The following is a 20,098-nucleotide window of genomic DNA, read 5'->3' on the forward strand; positions in this document are numbered from 1 at the left end:
TGCGAGGAGGAGCCATGAGCGGAACCACAGAACGTCCTGAGCTCGGCACGATCGTCGTCGGCCACCGGGGACTCGGCGGATTCTTCTCCCTGCTGCGCGGATCGGTCGGTCTCGAGGTCGCAGCCGCCGAGACCACACCTGTCGTCGTGGTGCGCGGGGCCGCCGAGCCCGCCGAGGCGGGCGTCGTCCTGGCAGCGGTGCGGGACGAGGCCGACGTGGGCTGTGCCCGTGCGGCGGCCCGCGAGGCCCTGCCGCGCAAGGTGCCCCTGCGGCTGCTCCACATCTGGAGTGTGGGGCAGTCCGCCGGCTCACGGGCTCTGCTCCGCAACGGTGACGAGGAGGTCACGCGCGATCAGGTGCGCGCGATGTCCTCGGTGTCGGACAGGGTCCGGGAGGAGTTTCCGGAACTGACCGTGCAGGCCGATGGCCAGAAGAGCTACAGCGTGCCAGGAGCTCTCGTCGATGCGTCGCGCCACGCCGACCTGCTCGTCGTCGGAGGCCGACGCTCGCCCGGATACCTGGGTCCCACCATCGGACGGACCGCGCTCAGCCCGCTGCAGCACGCCCACGGCCCCGTGGAGCTCACCCCTCGGCAAGGGCCCGGACACGGGAGCACGTCATGACAAGCACCACCGCCCGACTCGACATCGTCGTCGGCATCGACCCGGTCAAGAACTGGCACCTGGCCCTCGCCTGGGCTGCGGACGAGGCTCACCTGCGAGGGCTGGGACTACGCCTCGTCGTCGCCGTGCCACCGCAACGCACCGGCGAAGAAATCCTGCACAAGGCACGGCTACGGGCTGGCGCTGAGGCCCTGCGCACCGCCGTCGCCTGGGCGCATGCCCGGCAGCCGGACGTCAGGGCCGCCTCCGCCCTGCTCGACGGATCCCCGGCCCGGGTGCTGGCAGGGCTGTCGCGCGGGGCCGCCATGGTGGTGCTCGGCTCGCGGCATCTCAGCCGCACCGAGGAGTACCTGAGTGCCGGCGCGCTCGTCGTGCCGGTCGCCGCCCAGGCGCACTGCCCGGTCGTCGTCGTGGGCGACGCGGAACACGTCACCCAGCAGCCGCAGTACCTCGTCGTCGGCATCGACGGAAGCGAGTCCTCGCGGGCCGCCCTGGCTTTGGCCTTCGAGGAGGCCGACCTCCGGCACTGTGCGCTGCGCGCGGTCGCCGCCTGGCAGCCCCCCGTCTTCTCCCTGCACGGCGGTGACACGCTGTTCCACGTCGAGCGCCGCCTGCTCTCGGAGACCACTGCGGGCTGGGGGGAGAAGTACCCCGACGTACGACTCACCCACGAGGTGTCGATCGGTTCCCCCGTCGAGACGCTTGCGAACGCCGCCGAACACGCCCTGGCAGTCGTCGTGGGCCGGCGCGGCCGGGGTGGGTACACCGGGATGCGCGTCGGCTCCGTCGTCCATGGGCTGCTGCATCGTGCCCACTGCCCGGTGATCACAGTCCCCGCGAGGTGATCGGGCCATGGCGAGGTCGGCAGCGGACCAGGTGCCCGTTCTGGTGCAGGAGACGACGGGACTCACCCAGGAAGAGGCCGCCCTCCGGCTCGCCGAAACAGGTCCCAATGAGGTGACTGCGAGCAAGCCCGTAGGACTCCACAAGCGGGTCCTGGCCCAGCTGACCGACCCGCTGATCATGGTGCTGCTCGGGGCCGTCGTGCTGACCCTCGCGATCGGCGACCATCCCGACGCGATCGTCATCGGGCTGGTCGTCCTCGTGAACACGACCGTCGGGGTGGCGCAGGAGATCCGGGCCGACAACGCCGTCGCCGCCCTCTCAGCCCTCACCGCCCCGCACGCGCGCGTGCGCCGCGACGGCGCAGTCCGTGACCTCCCGGCAGCGGCGGTCGTCCCGGGTGACGTCCTCATGGTCGGTGAGGGCGACATCGTCGCCGCCGACGCCGAACTCACCCAGGCGTCCGCCCTCCTCCTCGACGAGTCCATGCTCACCGGGGAGTCCGTGCCCGTCGACAAGGACACCGGGGCGACGCTGGGCGCGGGCACCGTCGTCGTCCGAGGCCGGGGCGTGGCGGTGGTCACGGCGACCGGCGCCGCCGGCGCGCTGGGCCGTATCGCGGCCCTCCTCGACGAACGTCGCGAACCCACCCCGCTGCAGCGCCGCCTCGCCGCCCTCGGGCGTGTCCTCGCGGCCGTGACGCTTGCCCTGTGCGTCCTGGTCTTCGCCCTCGGCCTGCTGCGGGGGCTCCCGCCCGGCACGATGGCGGTCACCGCCATCAGCCTGGCCGTGGCCGCGGTCCCCGAGTCCCTTCCCGCCGTCGTCACCCTGGCCCTCGCCCTCGGAGCCCGGCGCATGGTCGCCCGCCACGCCCTCGTACGCCGACTGCCGGCCGTGGAGACGCTCGGCTCGGTATCCGTCCTCGCCACCGACAAGACCGGCACCCTCACGGAGGGACGCATGGTCGTCCAGCACGTCTGGACCCCTCGCGTGAGCGCCGAGATCACGGGCGTGGGCTACGAGCCCGAGGGCGAGGTACGGGTCGACGGACGATCGGCGAACGAGAGCGAGCTCGCCCCTGTACGGGAGCTGCTGACCGTCACCGCCCTGTGCAACGACGCCACGCTGCGCCCGCCGGACGACAGGGCCTCCGACGGCCGCTGGACGGCCCTGGGCGACCCCATGGAGGCCGCCCTGCTGACGGCCGCGGCCAAGACGGGGTGCCCGGATTCCACAGAACTGTCCGCCACTAGCCCCCGGATCGACGAAGCGCCCTTCGACAGCCTGCGCAGGCGCATGACCACGCTCCACACGACCGAGGACGGTCAGGTGCTCGTCTGCCTCAAGGGCGCTCCCGAGGCCGTACTCGACCCGGCTGTTCTGCTCGATCCTCCGCAGGCGCTCGCGGCGGCCCGCCAGGAGGCCGTGAGCCTGGCCGCCAGGGGTTACCGCGTGCTGGCTGTGGCATCCGGAGTCCGGAACGACCTTCCGAGCCCGGTCACCGTGGCGGAGTCGGGGCTCGCGCTCCTCGGCCTCGTCGCGCTCAGCGACCCGCCCAAGCCACATGCCGCAGCGACCCTCGCCTCCTGCCGTGCGGCCGGCATCACTCCTGTCCTCATCACCGGGGACCATCCGGCGACGGCTCGGGCGGTGGCGTCCCGCGTCGCGCTCCTGGGCGGCGGCGAGAAGGAAGGCCACGTCGTCACGGGAGCGGACGTGGCCGAGGGGCGCGTTGCCGACCTCACCTCGGTCCGGGTCTTCGCTCGCACGGGCCCCCAGCAAAAGCTCGACATCGTGGAGGCGTGGCGCGCCCGGGGCGCGGTCACCGCCATGACCGGCGACGGAGTGAACGACGGCCCCGCGCTGCACAGAGCCGACATCGGCGTCGCCATGGGGGCGCGCGGAACGGAGGTGGCGCGGCAGGCGGCAGACCTCGTCCTCACCGACGACGAGCTGTCGACGGTCGTGGCGGCCGTCGACGAGGGACGGCGTGTCTACGACAACATCCGCCGCTTCCTCGTCTACGGGATGGCCGGCGGCGCGGCCGAGATCCTCGTCATGCTGATCGGCCCGCTGCTCGGGCTGCCTCTGCCCCTGCGAGCGGGCCAGATCCTGTGGATCAACCTCCTGACGCACGGCCTCACCGGTGTCGCCATGGGCGCCGAACCGGCGTCTCCCGGCGCGATGCGACGGCCGCCCCGCCCGCCGGACCAGCACATCCTGGGCGGCGGTGCCTGGCAGCGCCTGCTCGTCCTGGCCGCTGTCGTCACGGCGGTCTCCCTCGGCGCGGGCCTCGGGGCCCGCGCACTCGACCTCGCCTGGCAGAGCGTCCTCTTCCTCGCGCTGCTCGCCGCGCAGCTGGGGGCCGTCCTGGGGCTCCGCGCCCGGTTGTTCACCCGCAAGAACCCGTTCCTTCCCCTGTCCGTCCTCGCCTCTGCCCTGCTCGCCGTGGCGGCGCTGTACGTGCCCTTCTTGAGCTCGGTCCTGGAGACCGAACCGCTCGGCTGGGCCGGCGTCGGGATCGCATCGGTCGGCGCCCCCGCGGCGTTCCTTGCCGCGCGACTCGTCCGCACCGCCTTCTACGGGACGAATCCGGCTGGAGGGTCGGGGACACCGGAACTACCGTGAGTGTGTGCCCGTCAGGCGAGGACCGTGCGCTCGACGTGGCCGGAGGTGGTGATGGAGCCCGAGGGGCCGGCACCGGCGGGCAGCAGGTTTCCACGGCTGCGACTCGACGAGCTGCTCGACGAGCTCCAGGCGCGCATCGACAAGGTACGGGGCGCCAGGGACCGGCTCAACGGGCTACTGGAAGCCGTCATATCCGTGGGCAGGGAACTCGAGCTGCCTCAGGTGCTGAGGGGCATCGTGGAGGCGGCCGTCACCCTCGTGGATGCCGAATACGGGGCCTTGGGCGTCATCGGGGACGACAAGAAGCTCTCGGAGTTCCTCCCCGTCGGCATCGGGGACGACCTGCGGGCGCAGATCGGCGACCTGCCCTCCGGGCACGGACTGCTCGGTGAGCTGATCCGCAATCCGGAGCCGTTGCGCCTGTCAGAGTTGTCCGGGCATCCGTCCTCGTACGGGTTCCCACCGCACCACCCGCCGATGCACACCTTCCTCGGAGTCCCCATCCGTGTCCGTGACATGGTGTTCGGCAACCTGTATCTCACCGAGAAGCGGGGCGGAGCCGATTTCGACGCCGAAGACGAGGCTGTCGTGACGACGCTGTCCGTCGCTGCCGGCATCGCCATCGAGAACGCACGTCTCTACGAGGAGGGCCGCCTCCGGCAGCGGTGGCTGGCCGCGAGTTCCGACCTGACCAGCGCCCTTCTGTCCGGAGCGGAGGAGACCGAGGTGCTCGACGGGATGCTGGAGCGGGCCGTGGACATCGCGGCCGCCGACATGGGGGTCTTCTACCTGGTGGGCCCCGGCGGTGAACTGCGGGGCTCGCTCGCCCGTGGTGAGGGGGCCGAAGCCCACCGGGGCGTCGTCCTGCCGACCAGCGAAGGAACCCTGGCCGGGGCCGCCCTCGCCCAGGAGGGCCTGGTCACGGTCGCCGACGTCGAGAACGAGCCGCGCATCAGGGTGCAGCCCGAACGCTGGCAGGGATTCGGGCCGGCACTGGCCGTCACGGTCGGCACCAAGGAGCGGCTCAGCGGGGTGCTGATCCTTGCGCGGCGGCACGGGCGGTCTCCGTTCACAGGGTCGGAGATCACAGCTCTCCCCGGATTCGCGGGGCAGGCGGCCCTGGCGCTCGAACTGGCCGACCGGCGCCGGGACGCCGAGCAGGTGAGCCTTCTGGAGGACCGTGACCGGATCGCCCGGGACCTGCACGACCTCGCGATCCAGCGCTTGTTCGCCACGGGGATGACGCTGCAGAGCGCCCGCCGGTTCGTCGAGCACCCGGAGGCCGCGTACCGGCTGACCCGGGCGATCGACGACCTGGACGCCACTATCAAGATCATCCGGTCGACCATCTTCGGACTCCGGGAACACGACGCCCCGGGCACCGCCCCGAAGCTGAGGAACCGGGTGGTCGAAACGGTGGATGAGGCCGCGACCACGCTCGGGTTCGCCCCGGCCCTGCGTATGGAGGGCCTCCTCGACACGGACGTGCCCTCTGAGACTGCTGAACAGGTAATCGCGGTCATCGGTGAAGCACTCACCAACGTGGCACGGCACGCGCGGGCCCGCCGGGTCGAGGTGTCGGTTGTCGCCGACGACGGCGTACTGGCGGTGACGGTGAGCGACGACGGTGTCGGCATGACCCAGGCCGGCAGGCGCAGTGGCTTGCGGAACCTCGCGGAACGGGCCGAGCGGCTGGGCGGCAGCCTGTCAGTCCGCGCGCGGACGGAACCCGGAAGCGGCACGGTACTCGAGTGGCGGATCCCGCTGCCGGTCGTGCGGCAATGAGCTACGTCTCCTCGGCGTCGTGCTCGTGGGCCTGCGCGGCGATGACGGCGGCCTGTACGCGGCGTTCCACGCCGAGCTTGCCGAGGAGCCGTGAGATGTGGTTCTTGACGGTCTTCTCCGACAGATAGAGCCGCTTGGCGATCTGCCGGTTGGTGAGCCCCTCGCCGATCAGGTCGAGCACCGAACGTTCCCGTTCGGACAGTACGCCGAGGCGCTCGTCCTCCGGTGGCTTCGCCGCCGCAGGGTCCCGGAGGGAGTGCATCAGCCGCGCTGTGGTGGCCGGGTCCAGCATCGACTGCCCGGTGGCCACGGTCCGCACCGCAGAGACGAGATCGGAGCCCTTGATCTGCTTGAGGACGTATCCGGCCGCACCGGCCATGATCGCGTCGATGAGGGCGTCCTCGTCGTCGAACGAGGTCAGCATCAGGCACGCCAGCTCGGGCATCCGGGACCGCAGCTCCCGGCACACGGAGATGCCGTCGCCGTCCGGCAGGCGTACGTCGAGGACGGCTACGTCCGGTCGCAGGGCGGGACCCCTGGCCAGCGCCTGCTCTGCCGTTGCCGCCTCGCCGACCACCTCCAGGTCGGGCTCGTCGTCGATCAGATCATGAAGGCCCCGGCGGACGACCTCGTGATCATCGACGAGGAACACCCGGGTGAGTGCGCTGGCTGCCTGCAGATCGGTCATGGCGACCCCTGTGGTCGGTCGGGTGGGTGCCCGCCCCCACACAGATTGTCCTCCATGGAGCGTCTCAAGGGGCACCGAGATCCATCCGGACGTCGACGACGCCCTCCACAGCCCGCACGGCGCGGGCGACCAGTGGCACCATCGACCGGTCGGCGAGCGGCCCATGGACCGTGGCGACACCGTCCGCGACCGTTACTTCGAGCCCCACGGTGGCGGCTGGCTCGCCGAGGACGGAGTGTCGGACGTCCTCCTCGATCTCGGCGTCCGGACGGAGGAACACCTTCAGCAGATCGCTCCGGCTGACCACGCCCTCCAGCATGCCGACGCCGTTGACCACCGGCAGCCGCTTCACCTTCCGAGTCGCCATGATCCGTGCCGCTTCGGCGAGCGTCGCGTCGGGATGGACGGTCACGGCCGGGCTGGACATGAGTTCCCCGGCTCGTACGGCTCGGGCTTTGGACGCCGCGGCGAACTCGTCCGGGCGGGGCTCGTCCGTGCGGAACTCCTCCTTCGGCAGCAGATCGGCCTCCGAGACGACCCCGATCACCCGTCCGTCGCCCTCCAGGACGGGCAGGGCGCTCACCTTCCACTGGTCCATGAGCGCGACGATCTCCTTGTAGGGCGGGTCATGCCCGATGGCGATGGCGGTGTGGGTCATGACGTCGCTGACGGTGTAACGCGAGGCGGTCATCACGTTCTCCCGGAGGGGGCGAGATCTACAGGCCGGTTCCGTGCGGCGCGCAGAGATCCAGCAGCCCTACACGGGCGGAGAAGAGACGGTGGGCGGACATCTTTCCGTTCGCAGGCGCTGACGTTGTCGACGACGGCCGGCCGCTTGCCGCGTACGCGGCCGTCCAGGGCGACCGTGCCGGTACGGACGATCCAGAACTGATCGGCGTATCCGTCTTCCTCGAAAGGCCGGGTCTCTTCAAGAGCGCCGCCGGCCTGGCGCACCGCAACAGCCGTCGAGGCTGGTCGGCGGAGAGAGCTGCTGGGAGCTGTGGGTCAGGGGTGGTGCTCATCGGCGGCCTCCGCATCGGAGTCCACTCCAGTCCGGCCGCAGTCTGTGGGGGAGAGGAGGGCCGTATGGCCCCCTCGGCGCCCTGCTCGGCCCGTGCGGGGCGTGTCAGAGCTGCCTCCGGCGTCCTACCGTGTGCGGCACACACCGGATTCTCGATCCGAAGCTCGACGCCGACTGGGCGGCCTTCCGGTACGTGCCGGACAAGACCGCCCTGGGCCGGGTTGGACGAAGTGGGTGTGTCGCGCCCTGACCGACGGAGTGCAGCTTCGCCGATCGCACCCGAGTCCCGGGCAGAGCCGGAGAGCGCGTCGGCCAGGACGCGCACGGCCCTGCTCACCGCCGGGTGCTGCCCGGGGCTCTTTTGTGTGGGTCGGTCAAGCGATCTGGAGGGCCGCTCCCCACGCCCTCGCGCGATCCAGTTCGCCCTCGCGCAACGGGCCTTCGGTGTCCTCGATGATGAATCCCTCCGGTTCCGCGACGAGTTCATAACCGTGGCCGCGCAGTCGACGTGCGATGCCGACGGCGGCGGCGCCGGCCAGGCGCATGTCCGCCCTGGTGTCGAAGGCCGCAGCGGCGTGGGTGCCGGTGTGGGCCTTCGGGAGCGTGTCGTGGAACCAGCTGCGGACGCCAGGGCCCTCGGCACCCTCCTCGGGGGTGAAGGGACGCTCTGCCTTCTCGGCTTCCTTCTCCTCGGTCTTCAGCCCCATTTTCCGGCTCATCCCCGTGGTCATGCCCCGCATGTGGGTCGGCCCGCCGACGACCAGCAGGTCGGTGGGGCCGATGCGCTCGGGCAGGGCGTCGGCCACTGCCACGCACTCGACCTCGGCGTCCGGGTGTGCTTGCTGCACGCCCTCTCCGATCGCGTCAGCGATCTCGCGCGTGTTGCCGAACAGGCTCTCGTACACGATCACGGCACGCATCACGACTCATCTCCTCGGGTGCTTCCTTCTCCGGTCTCCGCCGCCGCTTCGACCGCCCGCAGTGCGCCGCGCAGGACGATGCCGACGCCCGGAGAAACCAGCGTCCAGTAGCGGCCGAACCGTGTGGTGGAGACCGGGTCGGTGCAAGCGGTACGCGCTTCGTAGGTCAGGAGGGACCGCCGTGCCCCGTAGGGGTGGACGACGAAGGCGGCGGCCATCTTCGCCCAGCCGGGCTCCTCGAAGTCCGCGTAGTCACCAGGTTCGACACGGCGCCACTCGATGGTGGGCTTCCACACCTTGCCGACCGCCCCGAAGACGATCTCGCGCCCCGCGCGCTCGCCCAGAGCAACCCACGGTTGGGCCTCCACGTCGGCTCGATCACCGGCTGCGGCGGTTTCGAACAGATCGGATACCCGCATCGAAGGCGGTGTGGCAACGGGCCGACGGCGCACTCGGTCCGGCACGCCACGCGCCCACATGACCGCGTCGAACAGCGGTGAATGTATGGACAGCATGTCCAGATCACGGGCTGCACGGTACACGCCGTCCGGCGCGGCGGTGATCACGGCGCACTCAAGGCGGGAGAACCGGAACTCGGGCAGAGCCGAGTCGAGCAGGAGCGGCTCGGCTGTCGCGTTGGCGCCTGGCTGGGTGTTCATGTGGACCTCCCGGATCCGACACCACCAGTCTGGTCCACATGACGGGCATCCCGCTGGGGTCGAACGGTCCACAGTCGCGTCACCGGCGTCTCCGCACACTCCACCGAGGCAACGGCATCCCACTGCGCCGACCTGCGCGGAAGAACGCCCGGTCCGCATCGAGGCGGTGACCGCGAACGTTCCGCTTGGCCGGTTCGGCGCCGCGAGGAAGTGACCTCGGATGTCCGGCTCCGGTGCCGACTGCGCTGTCGAGGGGGGCTTCAGGCTCTGGCGCGCGTGCGTCGGCCCCTACGCCTGGTCGTCACGCGCCTTCCGTTTCAGCGCCGCGCCGGGTTCCGTGGCACGCGATCTCGGTGCGCTGGTCCGTGAATGGGTTCGACGGCGCTGCTTCCTCCACCGCTGTTCGCCCGGCGGCGGACCAGATCGCGTTCGGAGGCCACACCGAGCGGACGGTTCGCCTCGTCGACGACGCACACGGCGGTGATGCCGAACTCGTCGAGCAGCCGGGCGATCTCCTTCACGGGAGCGTCGGGACGGACGCTCACTGAGGCGGGGGCATCGGATCGGCGACGCTGCGGTGCCTCACGACGTTCCACTCCCGGTCGTGGCGGCGAGGCGCTGCCTCACCTCGTCTGTCAGGGCCGCCAGACGTGGCGATACGGAGGCCACCGGCGCCTGCGGTTCGTCGATGCGGAGTGCCGCCTCCGGTACTTGCTTGAGGCCCGTTTCGAAGTGGGTGCGCGTGGAGGCGAGGGAGGGGCGCGGTCCGATCCTGCGGCCGTTCCGCATCACGGTTCGTAGCAGTGGCTCCGCGCCGGCCGGGACGGGTTCGTCGCGCAGTCCGATGACGTCCGGGAGGTCCGGTGCGCGGAAGACCTGCTTGGGTGCGGGAGCGGTGACCTTGTGCGACGACAGCTTCATGACCGGTCGTCCGTCGTAGGCGACGAGCTTGTAGGCCGCGTCGAGGTACGGGGCGTCGGCGGCCACTCCCACCTTCGTGCCGACGGCGTATACGTCGATCGGCGCCCCGGACCGCACGAGCGCGTCGACCGCGTACTCGTCGAGGCCGCCGCTGGCGATGATCCGCACCTGCGGCAGTCCCGCCTCGTCGAGGACGGCGCGGGCGCGCCGCGCGAGCATGCCGAGGTCGCCGCTGTCCAGGCGGATCGCGCATCCGTCCGGAGCGCCCAGATCGTTCAGGACGCGCGCGGCGGTCCGGGTGCCGCGCTCGGTGTCGTAGGTGTCGACGAGCAGTGTGACGGGCCCGGGGTGTGCCCGGGCGAAGGCACGGAAGGCGTCGAGTTCGTTCGGGAACGCCTCGACGTACGAGTGGGCCATCGTGCCGGACGCCGGGATTCCGTACCGGACGGCTGCGGCCACGTTGCTCGTGCCCGCGAACCCCACCAGCGCTCCGAGGCGTGCCGAGGCCATGCCTGCCTGTGGGCCGTGGCTGCGGCGCAGCGAGAAGTCGATCACGGGACGTCCCCCGGTCGCGAGCACACAACGGGCGGCCTTCGAGGCGACCGCGGTCTGGTGGCAGACCAGCGAGAGCAGATACGTCTCGACGAGCTGTGCCTGGGGAAGCGGTGCGGTCACCTCAAGGAGCGGCTCGTCGGCGAGGACGATCGTTCCCTCGGGTACGGCCCGCACCTCGCCGTCGAAACGAAGACCGACAAGCGGGCGCAGGTCCTGTTCCCTGCGGTGCAGCACCTCGGCGAAGTCCTTGACGTCAGCCGGGCCGACCGTGAAGCCCGAGAGGTAGTCGAGCGCGGGCTCCAGGCCGGCGGCGACGAGGAATCCCCGCTCCGGTGGCAGATCCCGTACGAAGAGGCTGAACGTGGCAGGTGATCGCATGCCCTCGTGGAGGTAGGAGAGGGCCATGGTGACCTCGTAGAGGTCGGTGGTCGTCACGTTCGACACGCCACTCAGCTCCCGTCGTGTCCGTACGCTCCTGGGCGGCACCACACAGGCGTTGGTGCCGTGCCCCCGCGGCTGTGTTCTCCGGTTCCGTTCCGTCGGCCGGAGGGAGACGTCGCTCAGACGACGGCGAGCGCGTCCGCCAGGGTCGGCGGGGCGTGGCCCGTCCAGCGGGGCCGTAGCCGACCCGGATGATCATGTGTACGTATCCTGCCGTCGAGCGCGGATCCCGCGTGACCGCCCTGGCGGCCACCGCGTTCTCGACGACCGACGTCACCCGCGCCGCATCGGGACGGTGAAGTGCCATCGTGGTGTGTCCTCTCCGGCTGTCGGGTCGCGGGAGAACCGGCGAACCCGTAACCCTCACCTTCCTCGTGGTCGCCGTCACCGGAACAGGGCCGAACGGTCCTGGGCCGGGACCGAACGGTGCCGGGCCGGCGGGCGTCGCTCACGCGTGCGGCGCGCTGGTCCACGAAAGGGCCGTTGACGGTGTCGGCGTTGCGAAGGCGGCAGATGCCGCGGCCTACAAGCCCGCCGCCCCGGTCCTTTGCCGTCGATCGGCGTGGTCTCCTGGACGCACCCCATGGACACACCGCACCTCTAACGGCTGCGCGGCCATCGGGTGCGCCTCGCCGCCCTCGGCGAGGACGCCGACCGAACACGCCTCGCCTGCTACGGAGGCGCAGGGGGAGGGAGTCCGTGACCGACCCGACACAGTCGTCCCGCAGACGGGAGACCAGGGTCAAGGCCCGGGCCCACCGACGGGAGGTCCGAGCGACGTGCTTCCCGCACAGGGCCTTGAGGCGTATCTCCCGGGGAAGGCGATCAGGACACGTCCCAGGCGACCGGTGCACACCGTTCGTGTGAGCGCTTTCTTCCTCTGACGAGCCCGGACCGCTCCGGCAAGAAGCAGGCACCCCTCCATGACGGGACGGAAGGAGGAGGCGGCCGTGCCGACCGCACGCGAGATCATGCATACCGGCGCCGTGTGTGTGCAGGAGGACGAGGCGCTGGTGGACGCCGCGCAGCGCATGAGCGAGCCCGGCATCGGCGCCCTGCCCATCTGCGGGCCGGACAACCGGCTCCACGGAATGATCACCGACCGCGACATCGTGGTGAAGTGCCTCGCGAAGGACAAGGACCCCGCCACATGACGGCCGGCCACCTCGCCCAGGGCAAGCCGATCACCGTCGACGCGGACACCGACAGCGAGCAGGTGCTGCGGACGATGCAGGAGCACCGCATCCGTCGTGTCCCCGTGATCGACGACCACCGGCCCGTCGGCATGATCGGCGAAGCGGACCTCGCCGGCACCTGGACGAGCAGAGGGTGGGGAAGCTCGTCGAGGCCGTCCGTGCCCGACACGACCGGCACACGACCACTGCCGGCAGGGAGGGCGGCTGCTCCCCGCTGGGAACGAGAGGTTCGGGGACCAGACCCGACCGTGTCCCGGCACGCGAACCGAGCCACAGGCTCCGGGCTGCGGCGGATCGATTCACGTCGCTGCCCACCCCCTCAGGAGGATCGGCCCACCGGCTTCGTTAGGTGGCCGCCGAGTGCCGCTGGGGCGAGGCTTGGACATGAGGGGCTGAGCGGAGGAACGCCGTGAGTGGTCCGGTGATCGCGGGAGCGGACGGCTCGCCGTCGAGCCTCGTCGCCGTCGAGGCGGCCGCCCAGGAGGCCCGGCGGCGAGATGCGGGGCTGCGGATCGTGCACTCCTTCCACTGGCCGGTGGCGCGTGTGCCGTCGTGGCGGGCTCTGCCGATGCCGGCCGAGGGCGAGATCCGGAAGATGCCCGAGGGCCTGCCGGCCGAGGCGGTGGAACATGCCAGGACGGCGGCGCCGTCGGTGGACGTCACCCATGCCGTGGTGACGGGGGACCCGGTGACGGTCCTTGAGGCGCAGCCGCGTACGGCGGAACCGGTGGTCGTCGGGTCCCGGGGCATGGGAGGTTTCGTCGGGCTGCCGGTGGGCTCCACGGTGGTGCACCTCGCCGTGCACGGCCGGTGCCCGGTGCTCGTCGTGCGGGACCGGTCGGAGCCAGCCGGGCCGATCGTCCTGGCGGAGGAGCGTCCGCTCGCCGAGCCGCTCGCGGGGAGCCGGGAGAGGTGCCCGGACGTCCCGGTCGAGCTCCGCGTCGTGCACGGCGCCACGCGTGAGGCTCTGATCGAGGCAAGCAGCAGCGCGCAGCTCCTGGTCGTCGGCGCACGGGGGGGGCGCGGTGGGTTCTCGGGCCTGCTGCCGGGCTCGGTGAGCCAGGCAGTGCTGCACCACGCGCACTGCCCGGTCGCCGTCGTGCGCCGGCTCGGCGAGCGCCGCCCCGGGGACTTGCTCCGGCGGTCGCGGGTTCGTCACGCATCTGACGCTGGGAGAGCACCATGCGGCCGACGTTCGTTCTCGGGCGGATCGCAGGGGTCCGGATCGGAGTCCACTGGAGCGTCCTGCTCATCTTCGCCGTGATCGCCCTCGGGCTCGCGGAGGGCCGCCTCCCCGAGGCTCACCCGGGCCACGCATGGCCGGTGTACTGGGTGGTCGGGCTGCTGACCGCCGTGGTCTTCTTCGTCTCCCTCCTCGCGCACGAGCTGGCTCACGCGGTCCTCGCCCGGCGCAACGGGGTCGAGGTGGACGACATCGTCCTGTGGCTGCTCGGTGGCGCGGCACGGCTCAAGGCGGAGGCGTCGAACCCGGCGGCGGAACTGCGGATCGCGTGCGTCGGCCCCCTGGTCAGCCTCGTTCTGGGAGCGCTCTTCACGCTCGCCGCATGGCTCCTCGACATGACGTCCGCGCCCGGACTGGCCGTCGAGCCGGTCGCCTGGCTCGCCGCGATCAACATCCTGCTCGCGGTCTTCAACGCGATCCCGGCCGCCCCGCTGGACGGCGGACGCCTGCTTCGGGCCTTCCTCTGGTGGCGTACGGGAGACCGGCTGCGCGCGACCGAGGGGGCGACCGCGGCCGGACGGGTTTTCGGCTGGTCGCTGATGGTGGTGGGCCTGTTGCTGTTCGTCCGGGGGGACGTCGGCGGCGGGTTGTGGCTGGCGATGATCGGCTGGTTCCTGGCCACCACCGCCACCATGGAGGGACAGCAGGCGCACCTGCGTGGGGTGCTCGCGGGCGTTCCGGTGCGACAGGCCATGACACCGGACCCGGTCACGGTCCCCGTCGGCCTCGCGGTCGCCGACTTCCTGGCCGGCCCCCGGTACCGGTACCGCCATTCGGCCTTCCCGGTGACCGCCGACGGGGCCAGGCCCGTCGGTCTCATGACGCTGGAACGGGCCAGGAAGGTGCCGGAGGACCGGCGGCACGCCGTGACGGTGGAGCAGGTCATGATGCCGCTGTCGCAGGTCACCGTCGTCGGCGCGGGCGACCCCCTGGCCGATCTGCTGCCCCGTGTCCGGCCGGGCGCAGAGCACCGGGTTCTGGTGCTCGACGAGGACAGACTGGTCGGCATCGTCTCGGCGTCGGACGTCAGCCGTACGGTCACGTGGCTGATGACGAGCGATCGTGGCGGGCGCGGCGGCCGGGGTGCGTAGTGCTCCTTCGCCGATGTGCAGAAGGCCGGCGCACGTGTGCCCCGCCCTGCCGACGGAGCAGGAGACGCCGATCCTGCAGGAGGGACGTCCACCCCTGCGTGCCCGACTCGTGCGACCGAGGAGGCGATGATGAAAGAGCCGCAGGAGGTCCGGGCGATGAACGCCACCCCTGCCCGGGCCGGACCGGACATGGAGGAGGAGCCATGGTTTCCGTGCGCATCCTGTACGCCTCCGAGCACCACTCCACACAGGAGATCGCCCCGCGGATCGGCAGGCGGCTGAGGACTCACGGTCACCGTGTCGAGGTGCGGGCACGGGACCCGGACCCCGGCGGGCCGTGGCTCCAACAGGCTGACGCGCTCGTGATGGGGAGCGCCGTTCATGACGGGGCCTGGCTGCCCTGTGCGGAAGCCGCCGTCCGAGGCGGGGCCGAGCAGTTGCGTGAACAGCCGGTGCGGATGTTCAGCGTCGGCATGTCCGCCGTTCTGCCCAAACCGCTGCGCCTGCTGGCCGACCGAGCGGAGCAGCCGCGTGTCACCGCGCTCGTCGACGTCGTCCGTCCCCGGGAGCACCGGCGGTTCTCGGGCGTGATCCGGCGTGAACACCTGGACCGGAAGGGGGTCGTGCTGTTCCGTCTGCTCGGCTGCCGTTACGGAGACCATCGGGACCGGGCGGCGGTCGAGGCATGGGCGGACGACATCGCCGGACAGCTCAACGAGCTGCCCGCACACGGTCCCCCACGGTGACCGCCCTTCCACGAACGGCCCGCCCCTGCGGAGGGCCGGATGGCCCGCACGGCGTTCGCCCGCTCACGCACTGCCTTCCGCGAGGGAGGCGAGGGCGGCGTCGAGGCGGCGTGTCGCCTCGTCCGCGATGGGGGCCATGGCGTCGACGCCGGTGAGCGTGACCATGGTGGAGGGGTCGATCGCCTGCACGATCACCTGGTCGCCGTCGGCGCGGACCACGACGTTGCAGGGCAGCAGCAGCCCGATCGAGCGGTCGGCGTCCAGGGCTCGACGGGCGAGTGGAGGGTTGCACGCTCCGAGGATCAGGTACGGCTCCATGTCGTGGTCGAGTTTCGCCTTGAGCGTGGCCTGGACGTCGATCTCGGACAGGATGCCGAAGCCCTGGTCGGCCAGCGCGCTGCGGACGGCCCCCACCGTCTCCTCGAAGTTCCCGGGCCGCTTCACGGTGCGGTCGTACGGCATGGTCTCCCCTTATCAGGTGGTCACCCGGCCCCATGGACAGGCACAAGACCATGCTCGGGCGGCGCCCCCCTTCGCGCACCTCGCCCGGTGGACCCCGGCGATCTGCCCAGGTGCCTGTGACGCCGTGTGGTGCTGCGGCTGCCGACCGGTTCCGCCCGCCCTAGCATGGAGCCCATGGGGCAGGGGGCGGGAAGCCACCGAGTTCCTCCCGCGCTGGGCGCGCGGCACGGGACTCGACGGGCGCTGCCCGCACCCCGTCACTCCTGAACGAGTGGACTGCTCTCAGTACCGACCACGGCACCGCCGAGGCGTGCCCATCGTCCCATCTGGCGCAGGGGAGTCACGTACGGCCGGAAGGGGAAGTCCCATGCCCGAGACCACCCATCACCCCGACTTCGAGCAAGCCGTCCACATCGCGAACATCTGGCTGAAAGCGGTGTCGGAAGCCCTGGGAACCGAGGACGGCCACGCCGCCCACAGAGTCCTGCGGGCCTGGCTCCACACGCTCCGTGACCGGCTCACCGTCGACGCGGCCGCCCACTTCGCCCAGGAGGCCGAGGTCACCGCCGAGGAAGTGCCCCCGGATCGCTCCCGCTGTCACCGGCGTCGTACGCGAACACGTCTCGCCCGGACACCTGGAGGCGGCACTGGAGCAACTGCCGCACGGCATCCAGACAACCCTCCTTCAGCCGACCGGCTTACCGGTGGTGTGGGTTCGCAAGGTCCAAGCGCAAGGACCGGGCATACGGCCTTCGTGCTGGAGAACGCGCAGCCCACGGCGTCGCCCAGCAGGAAGGCCCAGGCCTTGGCGTCCTCGCGCCGAGCGTGTCACGCCTCGCCAGAGGTCCGTCCTCGATGTCGAGGGTGCCGTCCGGTCGTACAGGCGGGCGACCGAAGCCCGGACCGTGGGACTGAGGAAGTGATCGTGGAACAGCAGCAGGAGGTCCTGGCACGGACGGTCGGCGCGGTGACGCGCCCCGCGGTGGTCACGGTCGACGTCGGTGAAACGGTGCTCGTGGCGTAGGAGTTGTTGCGGCGGTCGGGTTCCCGGCACCTTCCGGTGCCGGCTGAAGACGGGCGCCTCGCAGGGCTGCTGACGGCTGCCGACATCGTCGCGGCCCTCGCCGGCCACCCGGCGAGGAAGGAGCCGGCGGACCGTCGACCACAGGCCGGCACGGTGTTGCCCGGGCTGCCGCCACGGCGGGGCTACCGCGGCACGGCTGTTCCCTGACCGCCGGAGGCGACGCGCGAGGGAGGCGAGGCGTGGACGGTGCCGCCGCACGCGGTGGGTATCGCGGCGTTCCGCATACGGCGGACCTGAGTGTGGAGGCGTGGGCCCCCACCCGGGAGGAGTGTCTGGCGCAGGCGGTGCGGGGGGTCTGCGCGTCGTTCCTGGACCTGACGGGGGCAGTCGGTGTCCGCCGGCGGGACGTCGTGGTGCGGGCGGAGCGGGATGAGGACGTGCTCGTCGCGCTGTTGGACGAGGTCGTCTACCGGCTCGACACCGAGGGAGAGGTCCCGGTCGATGTGGAACTGGCCCCGGTCGACGGCGGGGTGCGGGGTGTCCTGTGGACGGTCGACACGGGCTCGCTGCCCGTGACGGGTGCCGCTCCGAAGGCGGTCACGCTGCACGGGCTGGCCATGGCCGGCGGGCCGGACGGCTGGACGTGCTCGGTGACGCTCGACGTGTGACTCCCGCAGGGGGCGGTCGCGTGGTCCCGCCTCAGCCGGATCGGCGCTTCCGCAGGAACCGGCGCAGTCGCCCCAGCGGCCAGGTGTTGAGCACGTCGTCGGGGGTGAGTCATCCCCGTTGCGGAGTGCCGACGCCGTAGCGGAGGTAAGCGAGCTGGGGGATCGAGTGGGCGTCGGTGTCGACGGCGAGCCTCATCCCGTGCCCCCTGGCGCGGAGGATGTCCTAGTCGCCCAGGTCGAGCCGGTCGGGCCGGACCGCGTCTCCCGGTCCAGGAACCGGGTGCTCGCCGCCCTCCCGGATGCGCGAAGCCCCGACACCGAGGGTGTACTGGAAGGGGGAAGGGACCACGGCATGGACATCACCCTGCTGGAAGAGACACCTGCCCGATTCCGCATCGAGCGGCAGGACCCGATGCGCGTCCCCGGCGTCGTCTTCGCGACGCGGGCGCTGCTGCCACAGGCGGCCGGGGACAAGGCTCTGGAGCAGGTCGCGAACGTGGCGACCCTGCCCGGTATCGTCCGCGCGTCGTACGCCATGCCCGACGTGCACTGGGGGTACGGCTTCCCGATCGGCGGCGTGGCCGCCACGGACGTCGACAACGGCGGCGTGATCTCGCCCGGCGGCGTCGGGTTCGACATCTCCTGCGGAGTCCGGCTGCTCGCCGCCGGCATCGACCGCGACCCCCTGGCCCCCCGGATACGGCGTCTGATGGACATCCTCGGCGACACCGTGCCGCGCGGCCTGGGACCCGGCGGACTGTGGAAGCTGTCCGGGCGCTCCCAGCTGGAGGAACTCATGGCCGGCGGAGCCGCGTACGCGGTCGAGCACGGCCGGGGAGTTCCCCGGGACCTGGAGCGCTGCGAGGACCGGGGGACGCTGGCGGGAGCGGATCCGTCGCAGGTCGGTCAGCGTGCGGTGGACCGGGGGCTGCGGCAGGTGGGGAGCCTGGGGTCGGCCAACCACTTCCTGGAGGTGCAGGCCGTGGACCGGGTGTACGACGTGCCGACGGCGACTGCCTTCGGCCTGCACGCCGGTCAGGTGTGCGTCATGATCCACTGTGGTTCGCGCGGCCTGGGGCACCAGGTGTGCAGCGACCACGTCCGGGTGATGGACCAGTCCCTGCGCTCCTTCGGTATCGAGCTGCCGGACCGGCAGCTGGCCTGCGCGCCCGTCGTCTCCATGCCGGGCCGCGCCTACCTCGGGGCGATGGCGGCCGCCGCCAACTACGGGCGCGTCAACCGGCAGTTGCTCACCGAGGCCGCGCGCCACGCCTTCACCGTCGCCGCCGGGGCGGACCTCGACCTCGTCTACGACGTCTCCCACAACATGGCGAAGATCGAGACCCACGACGTGGACGGGGTACGGCGCCGACTGTGCGTCCACCGCAAGGGCGCCACCCGGGCCCTGCCGCCCGGCCACCCGGACCTGCCCGACGACCTGGCGGAGGCCGGGCAACCGGTCCTGGTTCCGGGCACGATGGGCACCGCCTCGTACGTGATGGCCGGCACCGCCGGCAACGACGCCTTCTGGTCCTCCGCCCACGGCGCGGGCCGGGTCTGGAGCCGCCACCAGGCGCTGCGCCGGGTCCGAGGCGAGGAACTGCACGAGGAGCTGGAATCCCACGGCATCGCCGTCCGGCCGCTCTCGTGGCGGGCGCTCGCCGAGGAAGCGCCCGACGCCTACAAGGACGTCGACGCCGTGGCCGCCGCCACGGAGGGCGCGGGGCTCGCCCGGCTGGTCGCCCGTCTGGTGCCACTTGGGGTGGTCAAGGGATGAACGGCCGGGGACGCATGGTCAGGCCTTGCGTGAACGGGTGTCTGCGGAGGGCGGCCCGGGTGGTTCCTCGAGCACGCTCCAGGCGACCGGTCCCAGGAGGTCGGCCAACCGCTGAAAGACGTCGATGAGCATGTCGTCCACGGTGAGGACGCCCACGACCCGGTGGTCCTCCAGGACGGGCAGGCGCCGGACGCCTGCCGTGCGGAAGGTCCGGTAGGCCGCATGGATGTCGTCGGCGACGTTCACCGTGATCACGGGTGAGGCCATCACCGAGTCGATCGCCTCGCTCGCGTCGAGGCCGCTGTCGAGGGCGGCCAGCGCGAGGTCGCGGTCGGTGACGATGCCGCGCAGGGCGCCGCCCTCGGTGACGATCACGGAACCGACCCCGTACTCGGCCATCTCTCGGGCGACTTGCCTCAGCGGTGTTCCTGTGGGAACGGACACCGCCGGATGGCTCATCGCTTCGGAGACCTTCATCGCCCTGGGTCCTACAGCCCTTGGGACAGGAGCAGTTCGTGCGCCAGCCGGGCGCCGTGTGCCGCTTGCCTCTCCCGTTCGACGTCCTCCGAGGGGATCTCCTCCAGCCCTTCGGCCAGCGCTTTGACGGCCTGTGCCCGGACCTGCACCTGGGTCTCCAGGATGCGCAGCCTCTCGTGCTCGTTCGGGGCGGTGTTCTCGGTCATCACGGTTCGCCTTTCTGCCGGGGGAGAGGGGAGCGGAGGCTCCCGGGTGCGGGGTGGGTCGTGCCGTGGGCCTGGTCGGGGTCGCTCGCAGCGGTGTGTTCGCTGCTAGGGCCTGTTTCAGAAG

20 protein-coding genes and 3 pseudogenes are annotated in these 20,098 nt (G+C 71.6%); 12 read left to right on the forward strand and 11 right to left on the reverse strand.

Annotated elements, in window-relative coordinates; all coding sequences use genetic code 11:
* Nucleotides 1–14 precede the first annotated feature (14 nt).
* The 4 genes from CCN56_RS43420 to CCN56_RS26185 are packed head-to-tail and all read left to right on the forward strand — an operon-like array spanning nucleotide 15 to nucleotide 5,879.
* Nucleotides 15–623: a universal stress protein gene (locus CCN56_RS43420; protein WP_179199988.1), complete on the forward strand. Its 609-nt coding sequence runs from the start codon at nucleotides 15–17 to the stop codon at nucleotides 621–623.
* Nucleotides 620–1,468: a universal stress protein gene (locus CCN56_RS26175; RefSeq protein ID WP_086830432.1), complete on the forward strand. Its 849-nt coding sequence runs from the start codon at nucleotides 620–622 to the stop codon at nucleotides 1,466–1,468. Before CCN56_RS43420 ends, CCN56_RS26175 begins: the two co-directional genes overlap by 4 nt.
* A 7-nt stretch (nucleotides 1,469–1,475) precedes the next feature.
* Complete coding sequence (locus CCN56_RS26180) at nucleotides 1,476–4,094, forward strand: cation-translocating P-type ATPase (protein ID WP_086830433.1); 2,619 nt, start codon at nucleotides 1,476–1,478, stop codon at nucleotides 4,092–4,094.
* Nucleotides 4,095–4,145: 51 nt separating this feature from the next.
* Nucleotides 4,146–5,879: a GAF domain-containing sensor histidine kinase gene (locus CCN56_RS26185; RefSeq protein ID WP_086830434.1), complete on the forward strand. Its 1,734-nt coding sequence runs from the start codon at nucleotides 4,146–4,148 to the stop codon at nucleotides 5,877–5,879.
* Nucleotide 5,880: 1 nt separating this feature from the next.
* Here the strand turns inward: CCN56_RS26185 and CCN56_RS26190 are convergent, their stop codons facing one another.
* From CCN56_RS26190 to CCN56_RS26220, 6 genes are all read right to left on the reverse strand, one after another.
* Entirely contained in the window at nucleotides 5,881–6,567 is a 687-nt protein-coding gene (locus CCN56_RS26190) for a response regulator transcription factor (protein WP_086830435.1), read from the reverse strand.
* A gap of 64 nt (nucleotides 6,568–6,631) precedes the next feature.
* Nucleotides 6,632–7,258 carry a CBS domain-containing protein gene (locus CCN56_RS26195; protein ID WP_086830436.1) on the reverse strand — a complete coding sequence of 209 codons (627 nt, stop codon included), beginning with the start codon at nucleotides 7,256–7,258 and terminating at the stop codon, nucleotides 6,632–6,634.
* 704 nt (nucleotides 7,259–7,962) lie between these two features.
* Complete coding sequence (locus CCN56_RS26205; RefSeq protein WP_086830437.1) at nucleotides 7,963–8,508, reverse strand: flavodoxin domain-containing protein; 546 nt, start codon at nucleotides 8,506–8,508, stop codon at nucleotides 7,963–7,965.
* Nucleotides 8,508–9,074, reverse strand: a complete 567-nt coding sequence (locus tag CCN56_RS26210) for a hypothetical protein (protein ID WP_143664629.1) — start codon at nucleotides 9,072–9,074, stop codon at nucleotides 8,508–8,510. The genes CCN56_RS26205 and CCN56_RS26210 overlap by 1 nt, the downstream gene beginning before the upstream one ends.
* 410 nt (nucleotides 9,075–9,484) lie before the next feature.
* Nucleotides 9,485–9,712, reverse strand: a complete 228-nt coding sequence (locus CCN56_RS45930; RefSeq protein ID WP_373412903.1) for a CBS domain-containing protein — start codon at nucleotides 9,710–9,712, stop codon at nucleotides 9,485–9,487.
* A 37-nt stretch (nucleotides 9,713–9,749) separates the two neighbouring features.
* Complete coding sequence (locus CCN56_RS26220; RefSeq protein ID WP_086830439.1) at nucleotides 9,750–11,087, reverse strand: nicotinate phosphoribosyltransferase; 1,338 nt, start codon at nucleotides 11,085–11,087, stop codon at nucleotides 9,750–9,752.
* Between the two features lie 920 nt (nucleotides 11,088–12,007).
* Here CCN56_RS26220 and CCN56_RS45615 point away from each other — a divergent pair.
* The 5 genes and pseudogenes from CCN56_RS45615 to CCN56_RS26240 all read left to right on the forward strand — a co-directional run bounded on the left by CCN56_RS45615 (nucleotide 12,008) and on the right by CCN56_RS26240 (nucleotide 15,360).
* Complete coding sequence (locus tag CCN56_RS45615) at nucleotides 12,008–12,238, forward strand: CBS domain-containing protein (protein ID WP_306300633.1); 231 nt, start codon at nucleotides 12,008–12,010, stop codon at nucleotides 12,236–12,238.
* Nucleotides 12,239–12,312: 74 nt separating this feature from the next.
* Nucleotides 12,313–12,693: a CBS domain-containing protein gene (locus tag CCN56_RS45620; RefSeq protein ID WP_306300634.1), complete on the forward strand. Its 381-nt coding sequence runs from the start codon at nucleotides 12,313–12,315 to the stop codon at nucleotides 12,691–12,693.
* A pseudogene (locus CCN56_RS26230) lies at nucleotides 12,690–13,385 on the forward strand (universal stress protein); the annotation flags it as partial. The gene CCN56_RS45620 and the pseudogene CCN56_RS26230, both read left to right, overlap by 4 nt.
* 77 nt (nucleotides 13,386–13,462) lie before the next feature.
* Nucleotides 13,463–14,614 carry a site-2 protease family protein gene (locus tag CCN56_RS26235; RefSeq protein ID WP_086830441.1) on the forward strand — a complete coding sequence of 384 codons (1,152 nt, stop codon included), beginning with the start codon at nucleotides 13,463–13,465 and terminating at the stop codon, nucleotides 14,612–14,614.
* Between the two features lie 203 nt (nucleotides 14,615–14,817).
* The gene (locus CCN56_RS26240; RefSeq protein WP_086830442.1) at nucleotides 14,818–15,360 is read left to right on the forward strand and encodes a flavodoxin domain-containing protein; all 543 of its coding nucleotides are present in this window, start codon (nucleotides 14,818–14,820) and stop codon (nucleotides 15,358–15,360) included.
* Nucleotides 15,361–15,423: 63 nt separating this feature from the next.
* Here the strand turns inward: CCN56_RS26240 and CCN56_RS26245 are convergent, their stop codons facing one another.
* A complete protein-coding gene (locus CCN56_RS26245) occupies nucleotides 15,424–15,822 on the reverse strand; it encodes a DUF302 domain-containing protein (RefSeq protein ID WP_086830443.1) in 399 nt (132 codons plus the stop codon).
* 367 nt (nucleotides 15,823–16,189) lie between these two features.
* Here CCN56_RS26245 and CCN56_RS45935 point away from each other — a divergent pair.
* Nucleotides 16,190–16,363: pseudogene (locus CCN56_RS45935) on the forward strand (DUF2267 domain-containing protein); the annotation flags it as partial.
* Between the two features lie 722 nt (nucleotides 16,364–17,085).
* Nucleotides 17,086–17,514: an archease gene (locus CCN56_RS26255; protein WP_086830444.1), complete on the forward strand. Its 429-nt coding sequence runs from the start codon at nucleotides 17,086–17,088 to the stop codon at nucleotides 17,512–17,514.
* A 31-nt stretch (nucleotides 17,515–17,545) separates the two neighbouring features.
* Here CCN56_RS26255 and CCN56_RS26260 read toward each other — a convergent pair.
* Both CCN56_RS26260 and CCN56_RS44895 read right to left on the reverse strand, forming a co-directional pair.
* A pseudogene (locus CCN56_RS26260) lies at nucleotides 17,546–17,764 on the reverse strand (DNA polymerase/3'-5' exonuclease PolX); the annotation flags it as partial.
* Nucleotides 17,738–17,863: a hypothetical protein gene (locus CCN56_RS44895; protein ID WP_256962149.1), complete on the reverse strand. Its 126-nt coding sequence runs from the start codon at nucleotides 17,861–17,863 to the stop codon at nucleotides 17,738–17,740. The pseudogene CCN56_RS26260 and the gene CCN56_RS44895, both read right to left, overlap by 27 nt.
* Nucleotides 17,864–17,866: 3 nt before the next feature.
* Between CCN56_RS44895 and CCN56_RS26265 the strand changes: the two genes are divergently transcribed.
* The gene (locus tag CCN56_RS26265) at nucleotides 17,867–19,291 is read left to right on the forward strand and encodes an RtcB family protein (RefSeq protein WP_086830445.1); all 1,425 of its coding nucleotides are present in this window, start codon (nucleotides 17,867–17,869) and stop codon (nucleotides 19,289–19,291) included.
* Nucleotides 19,292–19,309: 18 nt separating this feature from the next.
* Here CCN56_RS26265 and CCN56_RS26270 read toward each other — a convergent pair whose 3' ends face one another.
* Nucleotides 19,310–19,768 carry a cyclic nucleotide-binding/CBS domain-containing protein gene (locus CCN56_RS26270; protein WP_086830446.1) on the reverse strand — a complete coding sequence of 153 codons (459 nt, stop codon included), beginning with the start codon at nucleotides 19,766–19,768 and terminating at the stop codon, nucleotides 19,310–19,312.
* Nucleotides 19,769–19,779: 11 nt separating this feature from the next.
* Nucleotides 19,780–19,974, reverse strand: coding sequence for a hypothetical protein (locus CCN56_RS26275; protein ID WP_086830447.1), 195 nt, complete (start codon nucleotides 19,972–19,974; stop codon nucleotides 19,780–19,782).
* Nucleotides 19,975–20,098 lie beyond the last annotated feature (124 nt).

This window comes from Streptomyces sp. NRRL B-24572 (assembly GCF_002156145.1).
Classification (GTDB): domain Bacteria; phylum Actinomycetota; class Actinomycetes; order Streptomycetales; family Streptomycetaceae; genus Streptomyces; species Streptomyces vietnamensis.